The following is a 23,458-nucleotide window of genomic DNA, read 5'->3' on the forward strand; positions in this document are numbered from 1 at the left end:
TGTCATATTCTACGCACGCCTTCCAGGTCAGCAGCTTCTCCATCATCATCGTCGAACAAGGAACCACAAATGTCATTGAAAGCATTCTCTTTGAATAATGGCCAGACTATTCCATCGCTGGGTTTCGGAACCTGGGAGCTGGACAAGGAAGAGGTCTGCGTGCCGGCCGTCACCCAGGCGCTGGATAGCGGCTATCGCGTCATCGATACAGCAGCACGCTATATGAACGAGGCGTTTGTCGGCAAGGCGCTGCGCGAATCGGGGTTCAAGCGCGAAGATTATCATCTGACCACCAAGGTATGGGTCACCGATTTCGGCTACGAACAAACCCTGCGCGCCTTTGACAAATCGCTGCGCAAACTCGGACTGGATTACGTGGACCTGTACCTGTTGCACTGGCCCGTTGAAGGATTCCGGGAAAGCTGGAAGGCGTTGGAGAAACTGCAGGAAGAAGGACTGACCAAAGCCATTGGCGTCTGCAATTTCGAAATCGACCATCTGCAAGCACTCGCAGCCAGCTCCAATAATAAGCCGGTGCTGAACCAGGTAGAGACCCACCCGCTCTTCCAGCAACGTGAGCTGCTGGCGTATATGAACGAACAGGACATTCTGCTCGAAGCCTGGTCACCGCTGGGGCGCGGTGATGCCAGTCTGCTGTCGAATCCGGCCCTGACCGACATCGCCACGGTTCACGGAAAAGATGTGGGTCAGGTCATTCTGCGCTGGCATCTGCAGCGCGGCACCCTGGCCATTCCACGTTCCAGCAAGCCTAGCCGCGTTCACAGCAATTTCCAGATTTATGATTTTGAGCTGAGCGATGGGCAAATGGCCGCAATCAATGCGCTGGATACCAACCAGCGCAGCGCGGGCGATCCCAAGGACCCGGAATGGATTGCAAAACTGATGAGCATGCCTATCCCTGATTGAATGATCGATTGACCGATTGCTCAACTGTTCGATTGGTTCACGCAGCGCTCCAAATCCGGCCTTCGGAAAAAATAAAGCATAAAGCCGTTTCTCCCATGAAATCGGCTTTATCTTTATCCACGTTCCCGCCCGCGTTCGGTATCGACATCCTGCATTAAATGGTGCGACCGCCATCTACCGGCAATTCCACACCGGTAAAAAAGGCGGCGGCATCACTGCCCAGGAACACCGCGGCGGCAGCCACATCGGCGGGCGTGCAAAACCGTCCCATGGGAATCGTCGACATGAACTTCTGCCGATTCTCCGGCGTATCGGGCTGACCCATGAACAGTTCGAACAAGCCCGTGACACCCATGACCGGGCAGATCACATTGACCCGGATATTTTCCGGCCCCAATTCGACCGCCATGGACTTGGACAACAGATTGACTGCCCCTTTGGTGGCGTTGTACCAGGACAGTCCGGGTCGCGGCCTGATACCCGCAGTCGAACCGATATTCAGAATCACGCCCCTGCCCTGCTTGCGCATCACCGGCAGCGTTGCCTGCGTCATCAGATAAATGGACTTCACATTGATGGCCAGCAGGCGATCGAAGGTGTCCTCATCCACGTCCAGCATGGGCTGGTTCTTGTGCGTAATGGCGGCGTTGTTGATGACAATATCAATTGCGCCAAACGTGTCCTGACAATATTGCGCGAGTGCATTCACCTGCTCGCCCCTGGATACATCCACGGTGAAGGCCCGCGTCTGCGCGCCCAGCTCCCCGACCACCCGCTGCGCGGCAGATTCATTAATATCCGCCACGACCACTTTCGCACCCTGCTTCACATACTCGCGGGCGATCCCTTCGCCAAAGCCACTACCCGCGCCGGTGATGATGGCCACTTTATCCTTCAATACTGTCATGCTGTCTCCTTGTCATAATGTGATGTTGATGCTGCAGCCTGTCGCATGCCAGACAAGCGATCCCGGGTGATATAGCGACGGCAGGCGGTCGTGTCCTTATTGCATCTGTCCGTGAAAGTGCACAACCGTCTTGGTCGTACTCATTTCTTCCATCGCCACGAATCCCTTTTCACGGCCATGTCCGCTGCCCTTCATCCCGCCGAACGGCAGTTCTACGCCACCGCCGGCACCAAAGCCATTAATGAACACCTGTCCGCATTTGATGCCTTTGGCCACACGCTGCTGTACGCCGCCATTTTCTGTCCAGATCGCGCCCAGCAGACCGTAGCGGGTGTCATTGGCCAGTCTGACCGCATCGGCCTCGGTGTCAAACGGCACGGCCACCAGCACAGGCCCGAAAATCTCCTCCTGCAGCAACACACTGTCATGTGAACGGGCACCGAACAAGGTCGGACGCACATAATATCCGCCCTCGGGTACATCGCTGTCGATGCTGCCTTCGGCCAGGACCTGCAACCCTTCCTGCCGGCCCAGATCCAGATAGCGGTTCACGCGTGCAAATTGACTCGCGTTGATGAGCGGGCCGCAGTCGGGGTTGGCCGAAGGCGACCCTGCGCGGGTTTGCGAGAACGCCGCAGTCAGTTCCTGCATAAAACGATCATAGACGCCGCGCTGAACCAGCAGACGACTGCCCGCCGTGCAGGTCTGGCCGGTATTTTGCAGAATACTTTTGATGACAGCGGGAATGGCAAGCTGCATATTCACATCGTCAAATACGATGTGAGCCGATTTGCCACCCAGCTCCAGCACGCACTTGACGGCATGACGCGCCGCCGCCTGTTGCACCAGTATCCCGACCTCATTGGATCCTGTAAAGGTCACAAAATTGATATCCGGATGCGCCGCCAATGCGGCACCGGCTTCCTCTCCAAGGCCCGTGACCACGTTGAGCACGCCCGGCGGAAAACCGATGTCCTGGGCCATCGCTGCTACACGCAGCACAGACAGGCAGGCGTCTTCTGCCGGTTTCACCACGCAGGCATTCCCCATCGCCAGGGCAGGCGCGACACTGCGACCGAACATCTGCGCCGGGTAGTTCCACGGAATAATATGCGCCGTCACCCCCAGCGGTTCACGCAACACCTGCACCGTATAGTCATTCAGGTAAGGAATGATCTGGCCATGCACTTTGTCGGCGCCGCCTGCATAGAATTCGAAATAACGCGCCATGACCCGGATGTCATTTTCGGCGGTCACCAGCGGCTTACCCGTATCCCGCGCTTCGAGTTCGACCAGTTCGTCGAAATGGTCCAGGATGGATTGACTCAATTTCATCAACAGGCGGCCCCGCTCCAATGCCGTCACCTTCTGCCAGGCACCGTCCAGTGCATGACGTGCCGCCTGCACGGCCACATCTACATCGACCCTGTCGCCACGCGGGATTGTCGTAAAAACCTGTGCGTCCACGGGGGAAACCACATCCAGTGTCTTGCCGGACGCGGCATCGCATAGCGCGCCGTTGATAATCATGCTGGGCATACAGTGTCTCCATTTATAGGGGTTTAATTCAATCAGGCCGATACGATACGCATGACCCAAAAGGCCACGCATCATCGTGTTTGAAGCCGATTATTAGACACGGTTGCCGCCTGATCTGCTGTACGTGATTACCCTTATTTATAGAATCTATGCGGGAAATGTGGCGAGAATCAAAATAGGAGACAGGAGTGTGAGACGTGGAGAAAAGCTATTTGTGCTTGATATGACGTTCGCGACGACGCAGTTCAACGGGAATGGCCTGCAACGCCCAGGCTGGCAAGGACTTGCCGACGTACTTTAACCGATGACCTTCACGGATTAGCAGCGTGCGTCGCCCTCTTTTACGATTATTGTCGAATACCCAGGCGCGATCGGCAATCTGCAATGCGCACTCAAGATTGTCCATACTGCGCTGGTAGCGACGTTCAATGGCCTCAGGGGAAACGGCGTGTCCACCCTCTGCGATGCGGGATTTGACCATCAGCAGCCCGACGTCGTCAACGCCCACGAAAACAAGTATGACTTTGAAACCCCGTTTGCGGGCATACCGCATGAGTTCAATTTCCGAATGGCCCAGATCTATTTCAGCCGCAATATCGTCCGGATTGACAACCGGCAGGTGACCTGTCAAATGACGACGTGTCAAGGTTGTCTTGCCCGCCCCATTCGGACCGGCCACGACCCAGAGTTTTGGCGCACTCATGTTACTGAAGCATTGTTCACCGTTTGTTCAACACCGTTGACAAAGCGCACAAGCTCCCGACGTCCATTGGGAAATTCCTTGATGACCAGCCCGCTTGGGGTAGTGTCCTCCCGGTAATACACGGGGCGACCGGCCTGAAGATGACCCCGTGCGGCGGCACCGTCATCGCGGACCAATTGCACATCAAACATTCTCCAGAATACCCGTTCTTCCACGTCTGTCATGGCTTCCAGATTTTCAAGCTTCATTTCCATACATAACCTCAACACACTATTGTGACCAGACCCGTTTCAATTGAATCCATGCGCCTGGGTGCACGATTGTCATCTGCGTCGAATCGAAAAGACACTAGTGTTATACCTTATACGGAGATTATAGACAATTCATCAGCTGATATCATCCTCGCGTAGTCTGTTCTGCAGTTGTCGAATGGACATGCGCATAATAGAAAAAGCCCCGGTTCGTCGCAACCGGGGCTTTGGGGCGTTCCTGCCGTAAAGGCAACAGCGCCGAACTGACGTCGAACCAGAATGCGTTTCAGATACCGAATCACATTACTGGCACTGACTGTCAGGCAACTTCCTGCAGCGCATCCAGCGGTTCGAGCACCGCCATTTTCTCGCGAGTCGCAATATATTCCGGACGCGGCGCCAGGCCGTATTTCGGTGCATTCAAAGTGTTTTCAACACTGTTGTAAACCATGAATACATTGGCACGTGGCCAGGGCGAAATATTGCCGTTTGAGCCGTGCATGGTATTGCAATCGAAAAACACCACTGAACCGGCCTTGCCGGTCACCGCTTTGATGCCGCCCTGCTCGGCCAGCAATTCCAGGCTCAGCGGATCAGGCACACCATACTCCTGTATCTTCAGCGATTTTTTGTAATTATCTTCAGGCGTAATGCCACGGCACGAAATGAACTGTCGATGTGAACCTGGCACGACCATGAGCGGGCCATTGCATTCGTTATTATCTGTCAATAACAAAGAACAACTCAGGGCACGCATTTGTGGCATACCATCTTCTGTATGCCAGGTTTCAAAATCAGAGTGCCAATAGAACTCCTTGCCCTTGAAACCCGGTTTCATATTGGCGCGCGACTGATGCAAATATACTTCGGAGCCCAGAATCTGGCGGGCCACATGGATCAGACGGGGGTCGCGTGACAGTCGATCGATCGCCTTGTTCAGGGCATGCACCCTGAAGATGGAACGCACGGCATTGCTGCCGGGCTCCGTAATCGCTTCATCGCTGGCGGCGATCTTGCTGTCATTTGACATGGCATGCACTTCATCCATCAGCGCCTTGACTTCCTGCTCGCTGAATAGATTGTCCATCACCAGAAAGCCATCGCGTTCATACGAGGCAACCTGCTCGGCAGACAATGCATTGGCATAGCTGCCCTCTTCGTACACAACCGGTTCCTGTCTCGCGATGATCGCGGCAGTACCGCTGGTTCGTGATTCATAAATGTCGGTTACGACCATGTTGTACTCCTTGTCGGTTTACAGTTCAGGCGGTTTCCTCGGTCATGGCCGGGTACACGCCATCTTCGTCATGAACTTCAAGGCCGGTCACAGGCGGGTTAAATACGCAGATCACACGCAGCGGTTCTTTGCCACCTCGCAGCCAATGTTCGTCGTTTTCATTCAGGGCGTAGACCACACCGGGGCCAAGTGCATACTTTTTGCCGTCTGCAATGGTCTCGACCTCGCCATCGCCCTCAACACACCATACGGCTTCCAGATGATTCTGGTAATGGATATGGGTTTCGGTGCCGGGAAAGATCACGGTCTCGTGAAAGGAAAATCCCATGCCATCCTTGGCCAGCAGCACGCGGCGGCTCAGCCAGGTGTCGGTTTTCACTTCCAGATCGGTGCCGATGACGTCTTTCACATTTCTTACAATCATATTACTTACGCTCCAAATTTGAGAACTTTGGTTTTCTTACCTTCCTGCTTGAGGACCTCTGCAACGCTGCGCTCGATCAATTCCAGACCGTGCGTCAGTTGCGCGTCCTCGATAGTGAGGGCCGGCAGGACCTTCAGCACCTCATCCTGAGCACCGGATGTTTCAATCACCAGTCCGTACTCAAAAGCCTGCTTGGCAATTTTGTTTGCCAGTTCGGGTTTATCCTCGCTGACCAGTCCCTGGATCAGGCCGCGTCCACGCACGCTAAATCCCGCTTCGGGAAAGCTATGTACTAGATTTTCAAGCCAGTCGCGCACAATCCGTTCCTTGCGTCGCGTCTCTTTCTCGAACCTGTCATCGCTCCAATAGCTGTCCAGCGCCTGAGCGGCCGTCACGAATGCAAGGTTATTGCCGCGGAACGTACCACTGTGCTGACCCGGTTTCCACACATCGAGTTCGGGCTTGATCAGCACCAGTGACATGGGCAGGCCAAAGCCCGATAGCGATTTGGACAGTGTGATGATATCGGGCTTGATGCCGGCCGCTTCAAAACTGAAGAAGGTGCCGGTGCGTCCGCAACCCACCTGAATATCGTCGACGATCAGCAGCATGTCGAATTTGCGGCACAGTTTTTCCAGCTCGCGAATCCAGCGCCAGCTGGCAACGTTAACACCGCCTTCTCCCTGTACCGTTTCGACGATCACAGCGGCCGGCAAGTCCAGCCCGCTGCTGGGATCTTCCAGCATGCGTTCAAAATAAGCGATGGTATCGACATCAGGGCCGATGTATCCGTCAAACGGCATAAAGGCCGTGTTGTGCAACGATACGCCGGCGGCATCCCGAAACTTTTCGTTTGCCGTGACAGCCAGCGAGCCACCGCTCACACCATGAAAACCATGAGTGAACGAGACCACATTGGAACGGCCCTTGACCTGTCGCGCCAGCTTCAGTGCAGCTTCAACTGCATTGGTACCGGTCGGCCCGGTAAATTGCAGAATGTACTTCATGTTGCGCGGGGTCAACAGCACACGCTCAAACGTTTCCATGAAATATCGTTTTGCCGATGTGGCCATGTCCAGACCATGGACGACGCCATCGGTATTCAAATATTCAATCAGCTTTTTCTTGAGAATCGGATTGTTGTGGCCGTAGTTCAGAGTACCTGCACCACTGAAAAAATCAATATATTCCTTACCTGATTCATCAGTCAGTACAGAACCTTTGGCCTGATTGAATACAACGGGGAATGAACGTACGTAACCACGCACTTCAGACTCCATGCGGTCGAAAATTTCTAAATCCATGATTTTTTCCTATATGTTGAAACATTAAAAGGACAATGCCGTTAATGGCATTCGGGCGCCGGATACGCCCTGAAGTTGGCAGAAGATCAGCCCGGCATTCGCCTGAGCGGTCCGATCTTCAGAAGTCGTTCGTCATCATGCGCTTCGGGCCCGAATAATTCTGGTTCAAATAAGGGGCTTTCATCGATGCCGGTGCCCATGTTGTGGGCCACCGCAGCGAACATATGACGGGACGCAGCGTTGTCCGGACCAACGGTGGTTTCCAGAAAACGAATATGCGCCAGATGAGGCCTGTCCAGCAGGCTGAGCAGCATTTGCCGACCCAGTCCATGGCCGCGTCCACGCTCGTGCACGGCGACCTGCCAGATAAACAGAACGTCGTCCCGATCCGGGGGCAGATAGGCAGAAACAAATCCATCGATTTGTCCATTGGCCTCGGCAACGACGCAGGTATTACGAAAATGCTCACACAAAAGCAGATAGCTGTACACCGAATTCAGATCCAGCGGCGGGCACTGGGATACCAATTGCCAGACGGGATAACCATCATCTCTGGCGGGTATTCTCAGCAAGTGCGCCTGTTTACCAGGTGCCCCCTTTGCCTGAGCACGTTGCGTATTCGTTCTGGAGGTCGGCAGGACAGTATCAATCAAATCAAAATTCCGGATTCTGGGTGAGAGGCATCGACAATCGGAACATCCAGAATTGGCGACGCGGGTTCTTTGGAAACTTCAGGAGCCACGGCACTGTGCGTCTCCATCAGCATGACAATTTTTTCGAGCGACGTCGTAATCGCAGCCTGCTCGGCTTCGGGCAGGTCTTTCAATGCGTCCGACATCGTCGTTTGAATAGGCGACGGCGTAACCCGAACCAGTTCAACACCAGCCTCGGTGGCCGTAATGAACACGATGCGGCGATCTTCCTTGCCGCGCTCGCGACGGATCCAGCCCTTATCTTCCAGGCGATCCAGAATGCCAACCACCGTGCTGGGGCTGACATGAATTTTGCGGCTGATTTCCGTTGCCGTAATGGGGCCGTTTTCTACAATGGCACCCAGGCAGATCAGCTGGGGCGTGGTCACGTTGTTATAGGCAGCCAGCTGCCGGGAATGAACAGCGATGGCCCGTGTGATACGGCGCAAGGCGCTGAGAATTCGAATGTCATATTGAGTGTGCATATTAATTGTTTTACTCATCCTGTTTGAAGAGAAATCATTTCTCTTAAAAATCATTTCAGCACTAATCATATGCGATCAAATAATTGGTGTCAAATACGTTGATACCATAATCATATGAATAATAAAGATTGGTTTAGAAAGAGAAATTAGTCGGTCGAAAGCAAATAGGCAGTCATTATTATTTTTATCAATCTCTGTCTATTTACGATAAAAAATACTGATATTACGACAACATCAGTAAATTAGAAGCCATTTTATCTGGCGAATTTCAGCACAGGAATCTCATGCGAAAGCGCAGGTTAGAGCGATATCACGGGAAAGATCTACGCAGGATCCTGCTCGCAATTTCACTCTAAGAAAAGTAACGAAATGTACTCGACTAAACTCGCCCTTTTAGAGGATGGTTAAAGGAGAGAAAATGACGCACTCGTGGCTTTCCCTCCCCCTTGTGAAACCGTAACACCTCAGCTTGAACATCCGCGTCAGCCTTAGAGACTCGATGGTGTTGACGCAGGTGCTCTGCCCAGGATTCGACCAAAAACCATTCAAGTATCAGTTCGGGGTCGGATGCATCTTCGGTAATACCCCATGCATAGGCACCATCACGCCTGCGCTCAAACGAGAGTCTGGCGAGAGACTTCAGGAATTCGCCGCGCTCTTCTACCAAGATACGATACTCGATCAAAATGAGCACGGGTCCCCGGTCGTTTTCCACCGGCGCGGCGGTCAGCGGTTCGGGCCAATGTCTGGAAGGCACTAAATCTTCGTCACCGCCGGGTAATTTGATACGATGCGCTACGAGCCCCACAATAACCAAACCAACAGCACCCGCCACCAGCGTCAGCGGCACGCCGATTGCTGAAGCAACACCCCCCCAGGCCAGGCTGCCCGCCGTCATAGCGCCATTAAATACCGTAAGGTAGATCGCCAGCGAGCGCCCGCGCACCCAGTTGGGCAAAATTGCCTGCGCCACACCATTCAATGTAGTCAAGGCACTAATCCACGCAGTACCAAGCAATAGCAATGCGACCACCGCCATCCACTGCGCCGGCGCAAAAGCCAGAAACACCATGACCGATGCGGTCACAAAGGCGGCTAACAGCAGCAGCCCATCCGCTCCAAGGCGATCACGTATTTTCGGAATAAAAATAGCGCCAATGATCGCGCCTAGCCCCACAGCACCGAGCAACATGCCGTAAAATCCCGCTCCGCCTCCCAACACGCCGCGTGCCACTAACGGCAATAATGCCCACACCGAACTTGCCAGCGCAAAGAACAGGAAAGCGCGCAACAGCACAATATGCAAATCACGGCTGGCGCGCGCATACCTCAGTCCGGCCCTGAATGCACCTCCAAATTTTTCAGAAAGTTCATCCTGCTGCGTCACCGGCCTGGGCCACCAGATCAGGGCGGCAATAACGAAGAGGTAACTAATCACATCGATACCATAGGTAAACGCGGCGCCCAGGCTGGCAAGTACCAAACCGCCAAGGGCCGGCCCTACGGCCCGGGCAATATTGATCCCTAACGAGTTGAGTGCGACTGCACTTTTAAGATTCTCTCTATCGACAAGTTCCGGTACGATGGCCTGCCAGGTCGGCCCCATCAGCGCCGCGCCGATACCCCCAAGAAAAGTCAACGCCACTAAAGAGGCGATCGATTGCAAGCCTGCCGCTTGCAACAGCATCAGGCACGCGCTGGTGCAAGCCAATAAAAGCTGTATCCCGATCAGAAATTTTCGTCTGTCAAGAATATCGGCAAGCACCCCTGCCGGTATAGCCAGAAGAAAAATGGGTAACGTTGCAGCTGCTTGTACTAACGCAACAGCGGCGGGCGATGTTGAAAGATCGGTCATCAGCCAGGAACTGGCCACATCGCGTACAAAGCTGCCGGTATTGCCAATAACAGTGGCAACCCACAGCACCGCGAACAAGGTTTGCCGTAAGGGTGCAAAACTGTTGGAATACTGGTTCGCCGATGGCTTTTTGTCAACGTTCATCAAAGTCCCCTTTTCTTATGTCGAGCCACGCGACAAGCAGCAGACCACCAATTATCGCAATATGTTCGAAAAACGAATTTGCAGCCATAAATCGTTCGTTCCCAGCTGGTAATTCCCAAAAACGTAACGCCAATAATGTTGCCAGCAGAGTAAATGCCGCCAGTGCCAATGCTCCCAGCCAACGGAACAATCCGAAAATAATCATTGCGGAGGCAACTAATTCCAGCACAATCACCAGCACCGCGAAAACAGGGGCCGGTACCAATCCAAAATGTGTCATTTCGTCAATCGCCCCCGGAAAATCAAAAAGCTTGACCAGACCTCCCTGGATATACGGTGCACACAGCGCTAGCAAAACCGCTGTATGTATTGCAGGAATGTCCAGTAGCGGCTGTATTGATCGGGTCAGACGACGATTGACCGAAACGAATGTACGCATGACAGTCACCTCTTTACACAGCCCAACATGAACAACCCAGCGCGCCGAAGAATCCTTTCAGATCCGAGGCGGGGATCTTCGCTGCCCAGGCGCGGGCATGATCATGCCCATGTAAGCCGCAGCTATTGGCGCACCCGCAAGATGCAATCGCCTGATAGCGCAACGGTCCCAACGAATGCTTGCCTGCGCCTTCGGGCTCTCCCCATGCACCATAGCCGCCGAACAGACGTGCCGGCGACCATTCAGGCATGGCAGGAGGCAAGGCATTATCATCGAGTTCGGTAAACTCGCCTGCGCCATAAACAACACGACCGCCAACAACTGTCAAGTCCGAGGTCAAAAAGGAAATCTCGTCTTCCGGCACATTAAAGAAATCTTTGTTCGGCACAATCATATCGGCGAACTGACCCGCCTCGATGCGGCCACGCCGTCCCTCCTCGTTGGAAAACCAGGCGACTTTTTCTGTCCACATGCGCAGCGCCGTTTCCCTATCCAGGCAGTTTCTTTCCGGATACAGGCGCAGTCCGCCCACGGTTTTACCGGTAATCATCCAGGAAAGGGACACCCAAGGATTATATGAGGCCACTCGCGTTGCATCGGTGCCGGCAGAGACATTCACTCCCTTCTCCAGCATGCGCGCTACAGGAGGAGTGGCCTGCGCGGCCGCAACGCCATAACGCTCGACGAAATACTCTCCCTGATAAGCCATGCGATGTTGTACGGCAATACCACCGCCCAGCGCTGCAATTCGGTCAATGGACTCATCAGAAATGGTTTCTGCGTGGTCGAAGAACCAATTCAGTCCTTGCAGGGGTATGTCCTTATTCACCTTCTCGAACACATCCAGCGCCCGCGATATGGTTTCATCATAGGTGGCATGCAAGCGCCAGGGCCATTTGTTTTGCGCAAGAATGCGCACCACTTCTTCCAATTCATCTTCCATTTGCGCTGGCATATCGGGCCTGGGCTGGCGAAAATCCTCGAAGTCGGCAGCCGAGTACACCAGCATTTCTCCTGCCCCGTTATGGCGAAAATAGTCATCGCCCTGCTTATATTTCACGCTGGAGGTCCATTTGAGGAAATCATCTTTCTCTTCCTTGGGTTTTTGCGTAAACAAGTTATAGGCCAGGCGCACGGTAATTTGACCTTCTTCTGCCAGCTTCTGCATCACAGCGTAGTCTTCCGGATAGTTCTGCGACCCGCCGCCCGCATCGATCACGCCTGTCACCCCCAGCCGGTTCAATTCGCGCATAAAATGTCGCGTCGAATTGAGCTGATACTCAAACGGCAGTTTGGGCCCCTTGGCCAATGTCGCATAAAGAATGGTCGCATTGGGTTTGGCCAGCAGCAAGCCCGTGGGATTGCCATTGGCATCGCGCGTAATCTGGCCACCGGGTGGATCCGGTGTATCTTTGGTATAGCCTACGACACGAAGTGCGGCGCCATTAAGCAAGGCGCGATCATATAGATGCAATAGGAATACCGGTGTGTCGGGCGCAATGGCGTTGATTTCATCAATGGTCGGCAAACGCTTTTCAAAGAACTGATGCTCGGTAAAGCCCCCTACCACGCGCACCCATTGCGGTGCGGGGGTCAGTGCCACCTGGCGGCGCAACATATCCATCGCGTCGGCCAGCGATCGAACACCATCCCAGCGCAACTCCATGTTGTAGTTCAGGCCGCCGCGAACGACGTGGGTATGATTATCGAATAGGCCCGGCAACACGCACCGGCGCTGTAGATCGATAATGCGCGTTTGCCTTCCGGCATGACGCAAAATTTCTTCATCCTCTCCAACGGCCAGAAATGTGCCGTCTTTAATGGCAACTGCGCTCGCGGTCGGTTTTGCGCGGTCAAGTGTCGTAATTCTGGCGTTATGGAAAATAACATCTGGATCTTTCACGATTGCTGCTCCCTTGCTGATCACGCGGCCCAATGCTCTACGTCCGAACAACGTATCGAATGCCACGGCAGACGCTACACTCGAAGCCACTCCAAGAATTTGACGGCGATTTGTCATACGGGTTTCCTTCAGGCTGTGAATGAAATAGCGTACTTTCAGAAAATAGTCCGGCAGCGCTGTATCTAACCGCCGGCGCAGGTTCACGAGGTCTCTTTTTCAGTGGCTTTCGGCGGAGCATGCCGGCCAGGTAAATGGCCGAATACATGACTGGTAGCCTGTTCCTTATCACAGGCCGCCAGGAATGAGCTTCCTGTCAGCAACTGTTTACTGACAGGAATGAGCTGCTCACCAATGAGCATTCCCAATAGCCCAAGAATCGCGATGACGGGTGGTGCCGGAGATCGCACATTCATCAGACTATAGATCACACCCACTAAAATGCCGACAGCCAACGAAATCAGGTACGGTTTCATTGGCCTTCTCCTTTATCCCTCTTGTGCCCCAAACATGGACTTGGCATAGTTGATGCCGATTCCGTAACCACCTCCTACTTTTCTGGCAATGCCTGTCGTGAGATCATAGGTCTCGGTTCGCGCCCAATCGCGCTGCAACTCCAGCAAGTACTGCAAGGAAGTCATGGGGCGACCACCTGCCTGCACGATACGGTCCACAGCCCGCTCATGCGCCTCAATCGATACATCGCCGCATGCATCGGTTATAAAGTAAACCTCATACCCTTGTGCCAATGCAGACAGCGCCGGCCCCACGATACATACGCTGGTCCACAAACCGGCAAGCACGATACGGTCCTTGCCAATCTTATTTACATTATCGATAACGGCTGCATCTTCCCAAGTATTCATTGACGTGCGATCCAACAACGCCTGACCTGGGAAAGGTGTAGTCACCTCTTCGAACATCGGTCCCGAGAAGCTTTTTTCCGCGACAGTGGTAAGGATGGTCGGCACGCCAAACCCGGATGCGCCCTGGGCGATCAAGCTGGCATTATTGCGTAGACTGACAATGTCTATTGAATGGGTCGCAAAAGCCATTTGCGATTGATAGTCGATCAGGATCAAGACGTGGTCCTTGGGCGTCAACAACAAAGGACTTGGCGTCGGGGTAGCGCTAATAGGCATATCTAACTCCTGCAATCAATGGTGGATGAAGAAAACATTGGATAAACGCGACAAACTTGCGACTCAAATCTGCAAACATTATGGAAGTCGTCCGGGCGCAAGAGCAGAGGTTGTCGCCACCCTGTCCGCTCTTGTTTTTTTATCAGGCCGCCGTGTCGACAAGAATCAGCTCGGCGTCTTCTATTGCGGTAATCCGCAGGACTGTTTCATCTTTGATGGCCGCGCCATCACGCGCCTCTAGCTCAACGCCATTGACTTCTATCTTGCCGGTAGCCGGCACCAGATAACCATAGCGCCGCGCATCGGCAAATGAATATTCCACGCTTTCACCAGCTTTAAGCGTTGCACCCAATACAGAGCCGTCGGCGCGAATAGGCAATGCGTCCTCGTTTCCCTCCCCGCTGGCCAAGACCACAAATTGACCTGATCGGTCATCCTTTGGGAAGGGTTTCGCCCCCCAACTAGGAGGATCACCGCGCCGATTAGGCACAATCCAAATCTGGAAGATTCGAGTGGTGTCGGACTCATAGTTATATTCCGAGTGCCGGATACCGGTACCCGCACTCATCACCTGTACATCACCCGCCTCTGTGCGACCCTTGTTACCCAGATTATCTTCGTGGCTAATTGCGCCATCCCGAACATAGGTGATAATCTCCATATCGGCATGCGGATGTGGTGGAAAGCCGGAGCCAGCTGCTATCGTGTCATCATTCCATACGCGCAATGCGCCCCACCCCATGCGAGTGGAATCATAGTATTGAGCAAAGGAAAAATGATGTTTGGCATCAAGCCATCCGTGATTGGCGGCACCCAAACTATTGAAAGGACGGCGTTCGATCATTGTGTTCCCCAAATAACAGTATCATCGGAAGAAAGTATAGGAAACACCACATATATTGAGAATATCAAGAACGTAATTTCAGACTTTCCATTTCTTGCATGCTGAACAATTGCAATTGAAATATCATTTGATATAATTTTTTCCATCAGCTAGCCTTATTCAAAAAGAATTTCAGAAATGTCGAAAAATCTACCTGATTTTGAAGCATGGGCGATTTTCGCCAAAATAGCCGAAACGGGTTCTTTTGCGAAAACTGCAGCCGAAATCTCGCTATCACAAGCGACGGTTTCCAAAGCCATCACGCGACTTGAAGCGCGTTTGAAAACGATCCTGTTCCATCGTTCGTCTCGCCACATGACATTGACTGAGAGTGGTTACGCTGCCCTGGAGCGGGCAACTCGTATCCTTGAGGAAGGCGAAGCAATCGAAGCCGAAGTTGTTGAGCAAGCAAGAAGCTTAAGCGGGCTTATCCGAATATCAGCACCCATGTCGTTTGGAATCCCTCGGCTTTCTCCAATGCTGCCCGAGTTTATGAAGACTCATCCGGATATCAGGCTGGATATAGACTTTAGCGACGACCAAGTGGATCTGATCGCCAATCGGTTTGATTTAGCCCTGAGAATCTCTCACATGGTCGACTCCAGCCTGCTTGCGCGAAGTCTGTGCACGGTACGCATTCTGCTTGTCGGCGCTCCCGCATATTTCGAGCGCTACGGTCGGCCCAAGCATCCCAGAGATCTGGCTCATCACAAAGCGCTGCACTATAGCTATTCGCGCGGCGGCAGAAGCTGGCATTTTCAACATAAGCGGCATGGCCGTTTTTCTCAAGTCGTACCTTGCCCCTTAACGGTCAATAACGCCGACGCACTGGTACCCGCATTGAATGCCGGCCTCGGGTTGGCGCTTCAACCCGAATTTATTGCATGGCAAGGGCTCCAATCCGGAGAGCTCCAAACCGTGATGGATGATTGGGAGGTAGAACCGATCACCTTACATCTTGCAAGTCCGCCCGGACGCAACCGTCCAGCACGGGTCAAGGCATTGATAGATTACTTGGTTGTACAATTTGAGAATCAGCCATGGGCGCAAATCATTCCCGATATTGGCGAACCGTAATACACCACGGTATCGCCAACCAGATCGTTGACGATACCGTCTTGTTTCTGCGCAAATATTTCCCGGGCATGTCCGAGCGATTGCGGTCTTGCGGCAACAGAATGTTGGACACTCACGATCGACATTGCTATCATTTGCCGATACCAATCCTTTTTTCTCCTTTGGAGTGTGGATGGAATACTGCCTTGCCCCCCTGGAACACATCGCGCCTGCGGGCTTTTCACTGCCTGCCAATGCCTGCGACACACACGCGCATGTGGTGACCGACGACACCGACGCCTATCCCTTTGTCACGAACCGCAGCTATACGCCGCCGGCCGCCCCGGAAAAACGCTATCTATCCATGCTAGAGAAAACAGGCATGCAACGCGGCGTGCTGGTGCAAATCAGCGTGTACGGTGATGACAACCGCTATATGTTGCAAGTACTGAAGCGCCATCCACACAATTTGCGTGGAATTGGCGTTGTTCGCGAGACAATCACTGACCAACAATTGCGCGAAATGCACGAAGCCGGCGTACGCGGACTGCGGATCAACGTTCTGTTTGGCGGTGGCACCGGTTTTGACGCAATGGAAACGCTTGCCCGAAAAATTGCCGATTACGGTTGGCATATGCAGTTTTTGCTGGACGCACGGCAACTGCCTGAACTGCTGCCTCGGCTCAAAAAACTGCCGGTGCCGGGCGTGATTGATCACATGGGCCATATGCCCGTCGCCGAAGGCACAAATCACCCTGGCTTTCGGGCCATGCAGGAGCTGATTGAACATCACGGCTGGTGGGTCAAGCTCTCTGGCGCCTACCGCATCAGCGAAGACTTCCCCGAATTCAAAGATGTCGTGCCCTGGGCACAAGCCTTGATAGCCACCAGCGAAGACCGCATGCTTTGGGGCAGCGACTGGCCACATGTCTCCATCACGCGCATGCCCGATACCGGTCATTTACTGAGCCAGCTGACAACATGGGCGCCGCAAGCTGCCATACGTAAGAAAATTCTGGTGGACAACCCGGCAACGTTATATGGTTTTACATCCTGACGTAGTACCTCTTTGCAGACCATACTTGAAGTGAACCGCTCCAAGGGAGAAGTATCATGAATTGGTATCGACAGCTGAACCGGACAGAAAAGAATACGTTTATTGCGGCCTTTGGCGGCTGGGCGACCGATGCCTTTGACTTCATGGTGTTCACATTTGTCATTAGCGCGATTATTCAGCTATGGGGCATCAGCAACGCTGAAGCCGGTGTTCTGGGTACCATCACACTGCTGTTTTCGGCTATCGGTGGCTGGGGTGCCGGGATTCTGGCGGATCGCTATGGGCGTGTACGGATTCTGCAAATCACCATTCTCTGGTTTTCCGTCTGCACCGTGCTGATCGGCTTTGCGCAGAATTTTGAGCAGTTCTTCGTATTGCGGGCGTTGCAAGGACTGGGTTTTGGTGGCGAGTGGGCGGTGGGTTCAGTGCTCATGGGAGAGATTATTCGCGCCGAACATCGCGGCAAGGCCGTCGGTACGGTGCAAAGCGGCTGGGCCATCGGCTGGGGCGTCGCTGCCTTGGTCTACACCCTGATGTTTTCCATTTTGCCTGTGGATCTGGCCTGGCGCAGTCTGTTCTGGATTGGGGTGCTGCCTGCCCTGCTCGTCCTTTTCATCCGCCGCCATGTCCCTGAGCCGGAAATTTTCAAGAAAAAGGTTCTGGAACAAAAAAACGTCTCTAATATCTGGGGGATCTTTGCACCTGGCGTTATCAAAACAACCCTGCTTACCGCGCTGCTTTGCACGGGTGTACAGGGCGGCTATTATGCCATTACCACCTGGCTACCCACCTTTCTGAAAACAGAGAGACACCTCTCCATTATGGGGACCGGCAGCTATCTGCTGGTGATTATCGCGGGCTCATTCTGCGGGTATATTGCCGGTGCGTACTTTGCGGACCGTTTCGGGCGCAAGGCCAATTTGGTCCTGTTCTCGGTTCTGTCGGGCATTTGCATCTATCTGTACACCGAGCTGCCCCTGACCAATACACAAATGTTGATTCTGGGCTTTCCATTGGGTTTTGCCGCCTCGGGTATCTTCAGCGGCATCGGCGCTTATCTGACGGAATTGTTTCCGTCTGCCATCCGGGCCAATGGCCAGGGGTTCGCCTACAACTTCGGACGTGGGGTCGGGGCACTCTTCCCCGGACTGGTAGGCTACCTAAGCCAATCGATGGGCCTGGCCGGTGCAATTGCGACATTTGCCACCGGCGCATATGTGATGGTCTTGCTCACGACCTTTTTGCTGCCGGAAACCAAAGGTAAGGAACTGGTGGACTGAGGGAAACCGGCGTACCTGAATACGAATCATGCAAAATGAGACAAATCTGTTCCGAAAATGCAACACATTTTATGAAATTAGGTGTTTGAGTGTATAATAAACAACGTGAAATCCACCTATAAGAACACAAACCAACACGCCGTGGACGCTGCGCTTGCTGACAGCCTCCATACAGGCGTCCTGCTCACCGTCGGTATGACCTTGTGAACCATACCTTTCCCAAACGGTTAACTTCCCTCACTTGATGACAGCAGAAGCACCGTTTTCTGCGCCTTTTCATCATTTTTTCACGGCTGTGTTATCGCCTTTAGTCCGGTAATGCAGATTCAGCTTTCTGCGAAAGCGCCTGGCATCCGCATTTGCATCTTCCGGCACCCTGCCGTGGTCTGAAGGTTCGCGCTATTTGCGTGATGTCTGCCACTGCGCCTGCCGTTGATTATCATTTTTACAGGAGAACACTATATGGCAAAAGAAGAACTACTTGAAATGAGTGGATCTGTCACAGAAGTATTGCCCGATTCCCGCTTCCGGGTCACGCTGGATAATGGACACCCTATTATCGCGTATACCGGTGGCAAGATGCGCAAGCATCACATCCGCATTCTGGCGGGTGATAAAGTGACGCTGGAAATGTCACCCTATGACCTGAGCAAGGGTCGTATTACGTTCCGACATATCGCTGGCCGCGCACCCACGGGTCCTGCCCGTCCACGCCGCCGCTAGAGCCCGGTGCCGCAACACCGGCAATCGGCAGTATCCTGCCGGCAGATTTTTTTATCGTAAATTTGCCCGCATGACCGAAATAGAAAATTTGTGTTAGAATTTCCGACTTCGTCAGTACGCCGATATAGCTCAGTTGGTAGAGCAGCGCATTCGTAATGCGAAGGTCGGAGGTTCGACTCCTCTTATCGGCACCATATTTTAATAATAAAAATCAATAAGTTAGTGGTTCTAACAGATTGCAAAACCAACCAAAAATACACAGCGGTTACAGTTAACCCGCTGTGTATTCTATTCTACGCCTAAGGGCTCTACCCATAAACGGGGGATGAACACGATCCTTGATACTTAGCGCATTAAGCGCTAACATAACACGCATGGATAACGCCCATCGCGCAGTCCGAGAACCCGAAAGGAAGCCCTGAATGGAAAGAACATTGAACATAGTCAAGACAGAAGCGGAAATCGCCAAGCTGATGGCTGAAACCGTTAAGCTGAACGCAGAAGCCGCCAAAATGCAGCGCGAGCGTAACTGGCACCCTCTGATGGTAGGAGCTGCACTGGCCACAACGATCATCGCCCTGAGCAAACTTTTTACTTAAGGACTTGATACCCCGCCATAGCGGGGTTTTTCATTTATGGAATATACCCCCCCAAGCGCCGACGATTTACAGCACCTGAAAATTGACCTTGACTATACGGGAAAACAGATGGCCGCCCTGGCTTGTGTCGGTGAGCAACATTGGCGCAAATACACAGGCGGGTCCGACCCAAAGTCTATGCCTTACCCAAACCTTTTCCACCTTGCCGCCCATCTATCCCTTACACCAGCGGAGCTTGAGCGCATCTATCGCCGCATGCGTACGATTGGCGCTGAACTGTCAGACATGCCGGAATAATTGCAAGCGCGCTACCCTTTACCCGGGGAGCATCCATGTAAAGCTAATCTCCCCCCGTTTTTCAGCCCAAAACGATTCGGCTGGATCAATAGGTGCTTGTACACCGGATTCAGTGATCATGAGTTTGAATTGTGCGCCTGGAGGTTCGCCATAATTTTTCCAGTCAAATTCGTCCAATCACTCGCACAAGGTGCTGCATACTATGATGGAGTAAGTCGCATGTTAATTTATCCAGTCACGTTAACACCAGACGATAATGGTACGTTTTTAGTTGGCTTTCCTGATATTCCGGAAGCGAATTCAGTGGGAGACGACGAGCAAGAGGCTCTGTTAAACGCAGAGGATGCGCTGGAAGCTGCGCTTGGAATTTATTTTGAAGAAAAACGTAAAATTCCGCTTCCTTCTAAACCCCAAACAGACCAACGAACAATCACTCTGCCTGCCCCGGTAACTGCAACAGTTCTGTTAATGAATGAAATGCTGGAGTAGAAAGTACGCTATTTAACCTGACACCCGACACGCACACCTTAACGCTTGCTCAACCAGATACGCAGACCAAGTGCAATAAACGCAGTTCCCACGACGCGGTCAATCCAGACACGGATTTTCTCGTTACGCGACACGGCGCCTGCTGCGCTTCCCGCCAGCCAGGCAAAGGCGGCATCACTCAGAAACCCGATTAACGCATAAGCCAGACCCAGTAGCAAAAAAGAAACGGCCTGATTTTCACCACCCACGGTGACAAACTGCGGGAAAAAGGCAATAAAGAACAACAACACCTTGGGATTGGTAATTGTCGTCAGAAAACCGCGCAGCAAGAGCGAATGCGTATTGGCAACCGGTACGGGTACTCTGACAACAGCCCCACCGTTACGACGCTGCATACTACCTGCAATCATGCGGATTCCCAGCCAGATCAGATAAACGGCGCCCAGAAAACGGACCATCGTAAACAGCATAGGCGATGCGGCCAGCAGCGCGGTCAGACCGACTGCGCTTGCCAGGGTATGGGCACAGCCGCCGATTGCCACCCCGGCTGCAGAAACGACGCCAGCCCGGCGACCATTGGCGATGCTTTGCCCGACGACATATGCCAGATCCGGCCCGGGCGTGACGGAAAGCGCCAGGGCAGAAATTGCAAAAAGTGGAAAGTGAACAATATCAAACATGAAAGCACCCGCAATCGTGATTGCCAATAATAATTGCATACAGCATATCATTTTGCCGCGGTATCTATTAGAGCGCTCGATATTGGTACATTCGAAAAAATCACATTTGAATGAAAGACTGCGACTATTGGGCCGGACCGGGTTTAACATAGGAGATTCTTAACATTCAACGCGAAGGTCTTATGAGCAGCCTGGAAAACGAATTGATCCGTGTGGTCTCAAAACCCACCGGCATCCCCGCCCCCGAGAATTTTCAACTGGAAAAACAGGTTGTGCCGGAACTGGAGGCCGGTCAATTGCTCATTCGTAATGAATGGCTTTCAGTAGACCCCGCCATGCGCGGCTGGCTCGCCGACGCCAATAATTACGCCAGTGTCCGCGTGGGCGATGTCATGCGATCACTGTGCGTCGGCACAGTCATCAAATCCACCACAGACGCTTTCATGGAAGGTGATCGTGTCATGGGCTGGTTTGGCTGGCAGCACTATGCGGCCATCAAGCCGGCGGCGGTGGTGCAGAAAATCACAGCGACCGATCTGCCTGCTTCTTTGTATCTGGGTGTATTGGGCCTGAATGGCGTCACGGCTGCGACTGCACTGGATAAACTGGGCGCACCCAAAGCCGGCGAGACCGTGGCCGTGTCCACCGCTGCCGGGGGCGTTGGATCGTGCGTCGGACAGCTTGCCAAGGCGCTGGGTTGTCGCACCATCGGGCTGACGGGTTCACCCGAAAAACTACGGACCTGCCTTGAAGAATTCAATTATGATCATGTCATAAACTATAAAACGGATGACATCGACGCAGCCCTGAAAACGCAATGCCCCGACGGCATTGATGTTTATTTCGACAACACGGCTGGCGCGATTTCCGATGCAGTCATGCAGCATCTGGCAATCGGAGCCCGGGTCATTGTTTGCGGAACTGCTTCCATTCCCAGCTGGGATCCACCACCTGTCGGGCCGCGTGTTAATCGCATTCTGCTGACACGTCGGGCGCGCATGCAGGGGTTTATTCTTTTTGATCACAAGGATACTTACCCGACGTACGTCAAACAGCTTGAAGATCTCATCAGAGCGGGCAAGATGAATTATCGTGAAGATGTCACAGAGGGTCTTCATACCGCACCCGGCGCGATTGGCGAACTGTATCGCGGCGATAACCTGGGTAAGCGGCTGATTCGGCTGTAAGGCAAGTGCGAAAGTTACGCATCCGCCAACGGTTGCGTAACTTGCCTGTTTCATAGCTACAAAACTGAAATATGCACGGATTAGCCGTGCGGCAACAGAATTTGGCGAACCACTTCGCCGCGGTCAAGCAAATCAAGATTGTGATTGAGTTCGTCAAAACCCATCGTGCCGCTTTTGAGTTTGTCGACCGGCATCTTGCCGTCCTGAAAAAACTTCAGGTAGCGCGGCAAGTCCCGTTCAGGAATGCAGCTTCCCATTAACGATCCCCGCAACACTTTTTCTTCGGATACCAGAGAGGCATGATCATATTGATACATGTCACCAAAAGCCCCCAGCCCTACGCAAATAACCTGCCCTCCCTTGCGGGTCAATGCAATCGCCGACTGCATGGCATTTTTGTGTCCAGTCACTTCAAAGGCAAAATCGACCCCGCCATTCGTCAGCGCCCTTGCCTGTTCAACCAGATCTGGAGCAGTGGCGGACAGCGTATGCGTACAACCGAGTTCCTTGGCAAGTGCAAACTTACTTTCATTAATATCGATACCAATAATTTCTGATGCTCCTGAAATTCGCGCAGCCATTACGGCGTTAAGACCGACCCCTCCCAAACCGATGACCGCAACCCGTTGCCCTGGCCTCACCTGGGCCGCATTAAAGACGCTTCCCGCACCCGTCAGGACAGCGCACCCAAACATTGCGGCCACATCCAGAGGCACTCGCGGATCCGCCTTGATCAGGGAACCTGGCAGCGTGACGGCGTACTGCGCGAAAGACGACACCCCGCTATAGTGATAAATAGGCTGTCCGTTTCGACTCAGCCTGCGCGCACTATTGGCAAGCAGCCCCTGCGAACGGGAGGCGGTCACCCCGTTACAAAGCACAGGGCGCTGCTCAACGCAAAAATTGCAGCACCCACAACCGGCCACCAGGGTCATCACAACGTGATCGCCCTCCTTGAACTGAGTTACCCCCTTGCCCACTTCGCGCACAATACCCGCCCCTTCATGGCCACCAACAACAGGCAGGGTACGTTTGCGAAGGCCCGCGACCTGAGACAGATCCGAATGGCAGAGACCCGCCCCACGCACCTCGACCAACACTTCCCCTTCTCCCGGCCCTTCCAGATCTACTTCTTCGATCCGAAACGGGCCGCTATTGGCATACGGTGTGGGTAATCCCTGCTCATACATCACTGCAGCGGTCATTTTCATTCAACATTCTCCTCATTCACATATATCAATTGAAATACGACTTTCTG

26 protein-coding genes and 1 tRNA gene are annotated in these 23,458 nt (G+C 53.2%); 10 read left to right on the plus strand and 17 right to left on the minus strand.

Annotation, left to right across the window (positions count from 1 at the left end):
* The first annotated feature begins 69 nt into the window (after positions 1–69).
* Positions 70–927, plus strand: a complete 858-nt coding sequence (locus tag W822_RS38750) for an aldo/keto reductase (protein ID WP_031243079.1) — start codon at positions 70–72, stop codon at positions 925–927.
* A gap of 154 nt (positions 928–1,081) precedes the next feature.
* Here W822_RS38750 and W822_RS38755 read toward each other — a convergent pair whose 3' ends face one another.
* The 15 genes from W822_RS38755 to W822_RS38825 form a co-directional block, all read right to left on the minus strand.
* Positions 1,082–1,834: a glucose 1-dehydrogenase gene (locus tag W822_RS38755; protein ID WP_024006099.1), complete on the minus strand. Its 753-nt coding sequence runs from the start codon at positions 1,832–1,834 to the stop codon at positions 1,082–1,084.
* 96 nt (positions 1,835–1,930) lie between these two features.
* Entirely contained in the window at positions 1,931–3,373 is a 1,443-nt protein-coding gene (locus W822_RS38760) for an aldehyde dehydrogenase family protein (protein ID WP_024006100.1), read from the minus strand.
* 208 nt (positions 3,374–3,581) lie between these two features.
* Positions 3,582–4,076 (minus strand): ATPase, encoded by a 495-nt coding sequence (locus W822_RS38765; RefSeq protein WP_024006101.1) that lies wholly within the window; start codon positions 4,074–4,076, stop codon positions 3,582–3,584.
* Positions 4,073–4,330: a hypothetical protein gene (locus tag W822_RS38770; protein WP_024006102.1), complete on the minus strand. Its 258-nt coding sequence runs from the start codon at positions 4,328–4,330 to the stop codon at positions 4,073–4,075. The genes W822_RS38765 and W822_RS38770 overlap by 4 nt, the downstream gene beginning before the upstream one ends.
* Positions 4,331–4,646: 316 nt before the next feature.
* On the minus strand, positions 4,647–5,564 hold the full coding sequence (gene thpD / locus W822_RS38775; protein ID WP_024006103.1) for an ectoine hydroxylase: 918 nt from the start codon (positions 5,562–5,564) through the stop codon (positions 4,647–4,649).
* Positions 5,565–5,589: 25 nt separating this feature from the next.
* On the minus strand, positions 5,590–5,988 hold the full coding sequence (locus W822_RS38780; RefSeq protein WP_024006104.1) for an ectoine synthase: 399 nt from the start codon (positions 5,986–5,988) through the stop codon (positions 5,590–5,592).
* A gap of 5 nt (positions 5,989–5,993) precedes the next feature.
* On the minus strand, positions 5,994–7,292 hold the full coding sequence (gene ectB / locus W822_RS38785; RefSeq protein ID WP_024006105.1) for a diaminobutyrate--2-oxoglutarate transaminase: 1,299 nt from the start codon (positions 7,290–7,292) through the stop codon (positions 5,994–5,996).
* An 86-nt stretch (positions 7,293–7,378) separates the two neighbouring features.
* On the minus strand, positions 7,379–7,945 hold the full coding sequence (gene ectA, locus W822_RS38790; RefSeq protein ID WP_024006106.1) for a diaminobutyrate acetyltransferase: 567 nt from the start codon (positions 7,943–7,945) through the stop codon (positions 7,379–7,381).
* Complete coding sequence (locus W822_RS38795) at positions 7,942–8,487, minus strand: MarR family winged helix-turn-helix transcriptional regulator (RefSeq protein WP_031243081.1); 546 nt, start codon at positions 8,485–8,487, stop codon at positions 7,942–7,944. Before W822_RS38795 ends, ectA begins: the two co-directional genes overlap by 4 nt.
* A gap of 361 nt (positions 8,488–8,848) precedes the next feature.
* Positions 8,849–10,468 (minus strand): MFS transporter, encoded by a 1,620-nt coding sequence (locus tag W822_RS38800; RefSeq protein WP_024006108.1) that lies wholly within the window; start codon positions 10,466–10,468, stop codon positions 8,849–8,851.
* Positions 10,458–10,907, minus strand: coding sequence for a DoxX family protein (locus W822_RS38805; RefSeq protein ID WP_024006109.1), 450 nt, complete (start codon positions 10,905–10,907; stop codon positions 10,458–10,460). Before W822_RS38805 ends, W822_RS38800 begins: the two co-directional genes overlap by 11 nt.
* Positions 10,908–10,920: 13 nt before the next feature.
* Positions 10,921–12,927, minus strand: a complete 2,007-nt coding sequence (locus W822_RS38810) for an amidohydrolase (RefSeq protein WP_024006110.1) — start codon at positions 12,925–12,927, stop codon at positions 10,921–10,923.
* Positions 12,928–13,010: 83 nt separating this feature from the next.
* Complete coding sequence (locus W822_RS38815) at positions 13,011–13,283, minus strand: XapX domain-containing protein (protein WP_024006111.1); 273 nt, start codon at positions 13,281–13,283, stop codon at positions 13,011–13,013.
* A gap of 12 nt (positions 13,284–13,295) precedes the next feature.
* The gene (locus W822_RS38820; protein WP_024006112.1) at positions 13,296–13,949 is read right to left on the minus strand and encodes a hydrolase; all 654 of its coding nucleotides are present in this window, start codon (positions 13,947–13,949) and stop codon (positions 13,296–13,298) included.
* 142 nt (positions 13,950–14,091) lie between these two features.
* The gene (locus W822_RS38825; protein ID WP_024006113.1) at positions 14,092–14,793 is read right to left on the minus strand and encodes a pirin family protein; all 702 of its coding nucleotides are present in this window, start codon (positions 14,791–14,793) and stop codon (positions 14,092–14,094) included.
* 177 nt (positions 14,794–14,970) lie between these two features.
* Between W822_RS38825 and W822_RS38830 the strand changes: the two genes are divergently transcribed.
* The 8 genes from W822_RS38830 to W822_RS38860 all read left to right on the plus strand — a co-directional run bounded on the left by W822_RS38830 (position 14,971) and on the right by W822_RS38860 (position 20,333).
* Complete coding sequence (locus tag W822_RS38830; RefSeq protein WP_024006114.1) at positions 14,971–15,909, plus strand: LysR family transcriptional regulator; 939 nt, start codon at positions 14,971–14,973, stop codon at positions 15,907–15,909.
* A 172-nt stretch (positions 15,910–16,081) separates the two neighbouring features.
* Positions 16,082–16,945, plus strand: coding sequence for an amidohydrolase family protein (locus tag W822_RS38835; RefSeq protein ID WP_024006115.1), 864 nt, complete (start codon positions 16,082–16,084; stop codon positions 16,943–16,945).
* Between the two features lie 56 nt (positions 16,946–17,001).
* Positions 17,002–18,225, plus strand: coding sequence for an MFS transporter (locus W822_RS38840; RefSeq protein WP_024006116.1), 1,224 nt, complete (start codon positions 17,002–17,004; stop codon positions 18,223–18,225).
* Between the two features lie 462 nt (positions 18,226–18,687).
* Positions 18,688–18,948 (plus strand): translation initiation factor IF-1, encoded by a 261-nt coding sequence (infA, locus tag W822_RS38845; RefSeq protein WP_024006117.1) that lies wholly within the window; start codon positions 18,688–18,690, stop codon positions 18,946–18,948.
* 118 nt (positions 18,949–19,066) lie between these two features.
* Positions 19,067–19,142, plus strand: a tRNA-Thr gene (locus W822_RS38850).
* A gap of 228 nt (positions 19,143–19,370) precedes the next feature.
* Positions 19,371–19,547, plus strand: a complete 177-nt coding sequence (locus W822_RS46525) for a hypothetical protein (protein WP_024006118.1) — start codon at positions 19,371–19,373, stop codon at positions 19,545–19,547.
* A 36-nt stretch (positions 19,548–19,583) separates the two neighbouring features.
* The gene (locus W822_RS38855; protein WP_024006119.1) at positions 19,584–19,844 is read left to right on the plus strand and encodes a hypothetical protein; all 261 of its coding nucleotides are present in this window, start codon (positions 19,584–19,586) and stop codon (positions 19,842–19,844) included.
* 219 nt (positions 19,845–20,063) lie between these two features.
* Entirely contained in the window at positions 20,064–20,333 is a 270-nt protein-coding gene (locus tag W822_RS38860; RefSeq protein ID WP_024006120.1) for a type II toxin-antitoxin system HicB family antitoxin, read from the plus strand.
* A 38-nt stretch (positions 20,334–20,371) separates the two neighbouring features.
* Here the strand turns inward: W822_RS38860 and W822_RS38865 are convergent, their stop codons facing one another.
* Positions 20,372–21,052 carry a LysE family translocator gene (locus tag W822_RS38865; protein ID WP_253272306.1) on the minus strand — a complete coding sequence of 227 codons (681 nt, stop codon included), beginning with the start codon at positions 21,050–21,052 and terminating at the stop codon, positions 20,372–20,374.
* Between the two features lie 143 nt (positions 21,053–21,195).
* On the opposite strand from W822_RS38865, the gene W822_RS38870 reads away from it, so the two are divergent.
* Positions 21,196–22,200: an NADP-dependent oxidoreductase gene (locus W822_RS38870; protein WP_024006122.1), complete on the plus strand. Its 1,005-nt coding sequence runs from the start codon at positions 21,196–21,198 to the stop codon at positions 22,198–22,200.
* Positions 22,201–22,280: 80 nt separating this feature from the next.
* Here the strand turns inward: W822_RS38870 and W822_RS38875 are convergent, their stop codons facing one another.
* On the minus strand, positions 22,281–23,411 hold the full coding sequence (locus W822_RS38875) for a zinc-binding dehydrogenase (RefSeq protein ID WP_024006123.1): 1,131 nt from the start codon (positions 23,409–23,411) through the stop codon (positions 22,281–22,283).
* Positions 23,412–23,458 lie beyond the last annotated feature (47 nt).

The sequence above is a fragment of the Advenella kashmirensis W13003 genome (assembly GCF_000506985.1).
Taxonomy (GTDB): domain Bacteria; phylum Pseudomonadota; class Gammaproteobacteria; order Burkholderiales; family Burkholderiaceae_B; genus Advenella; species Advenella kashmirensis_A.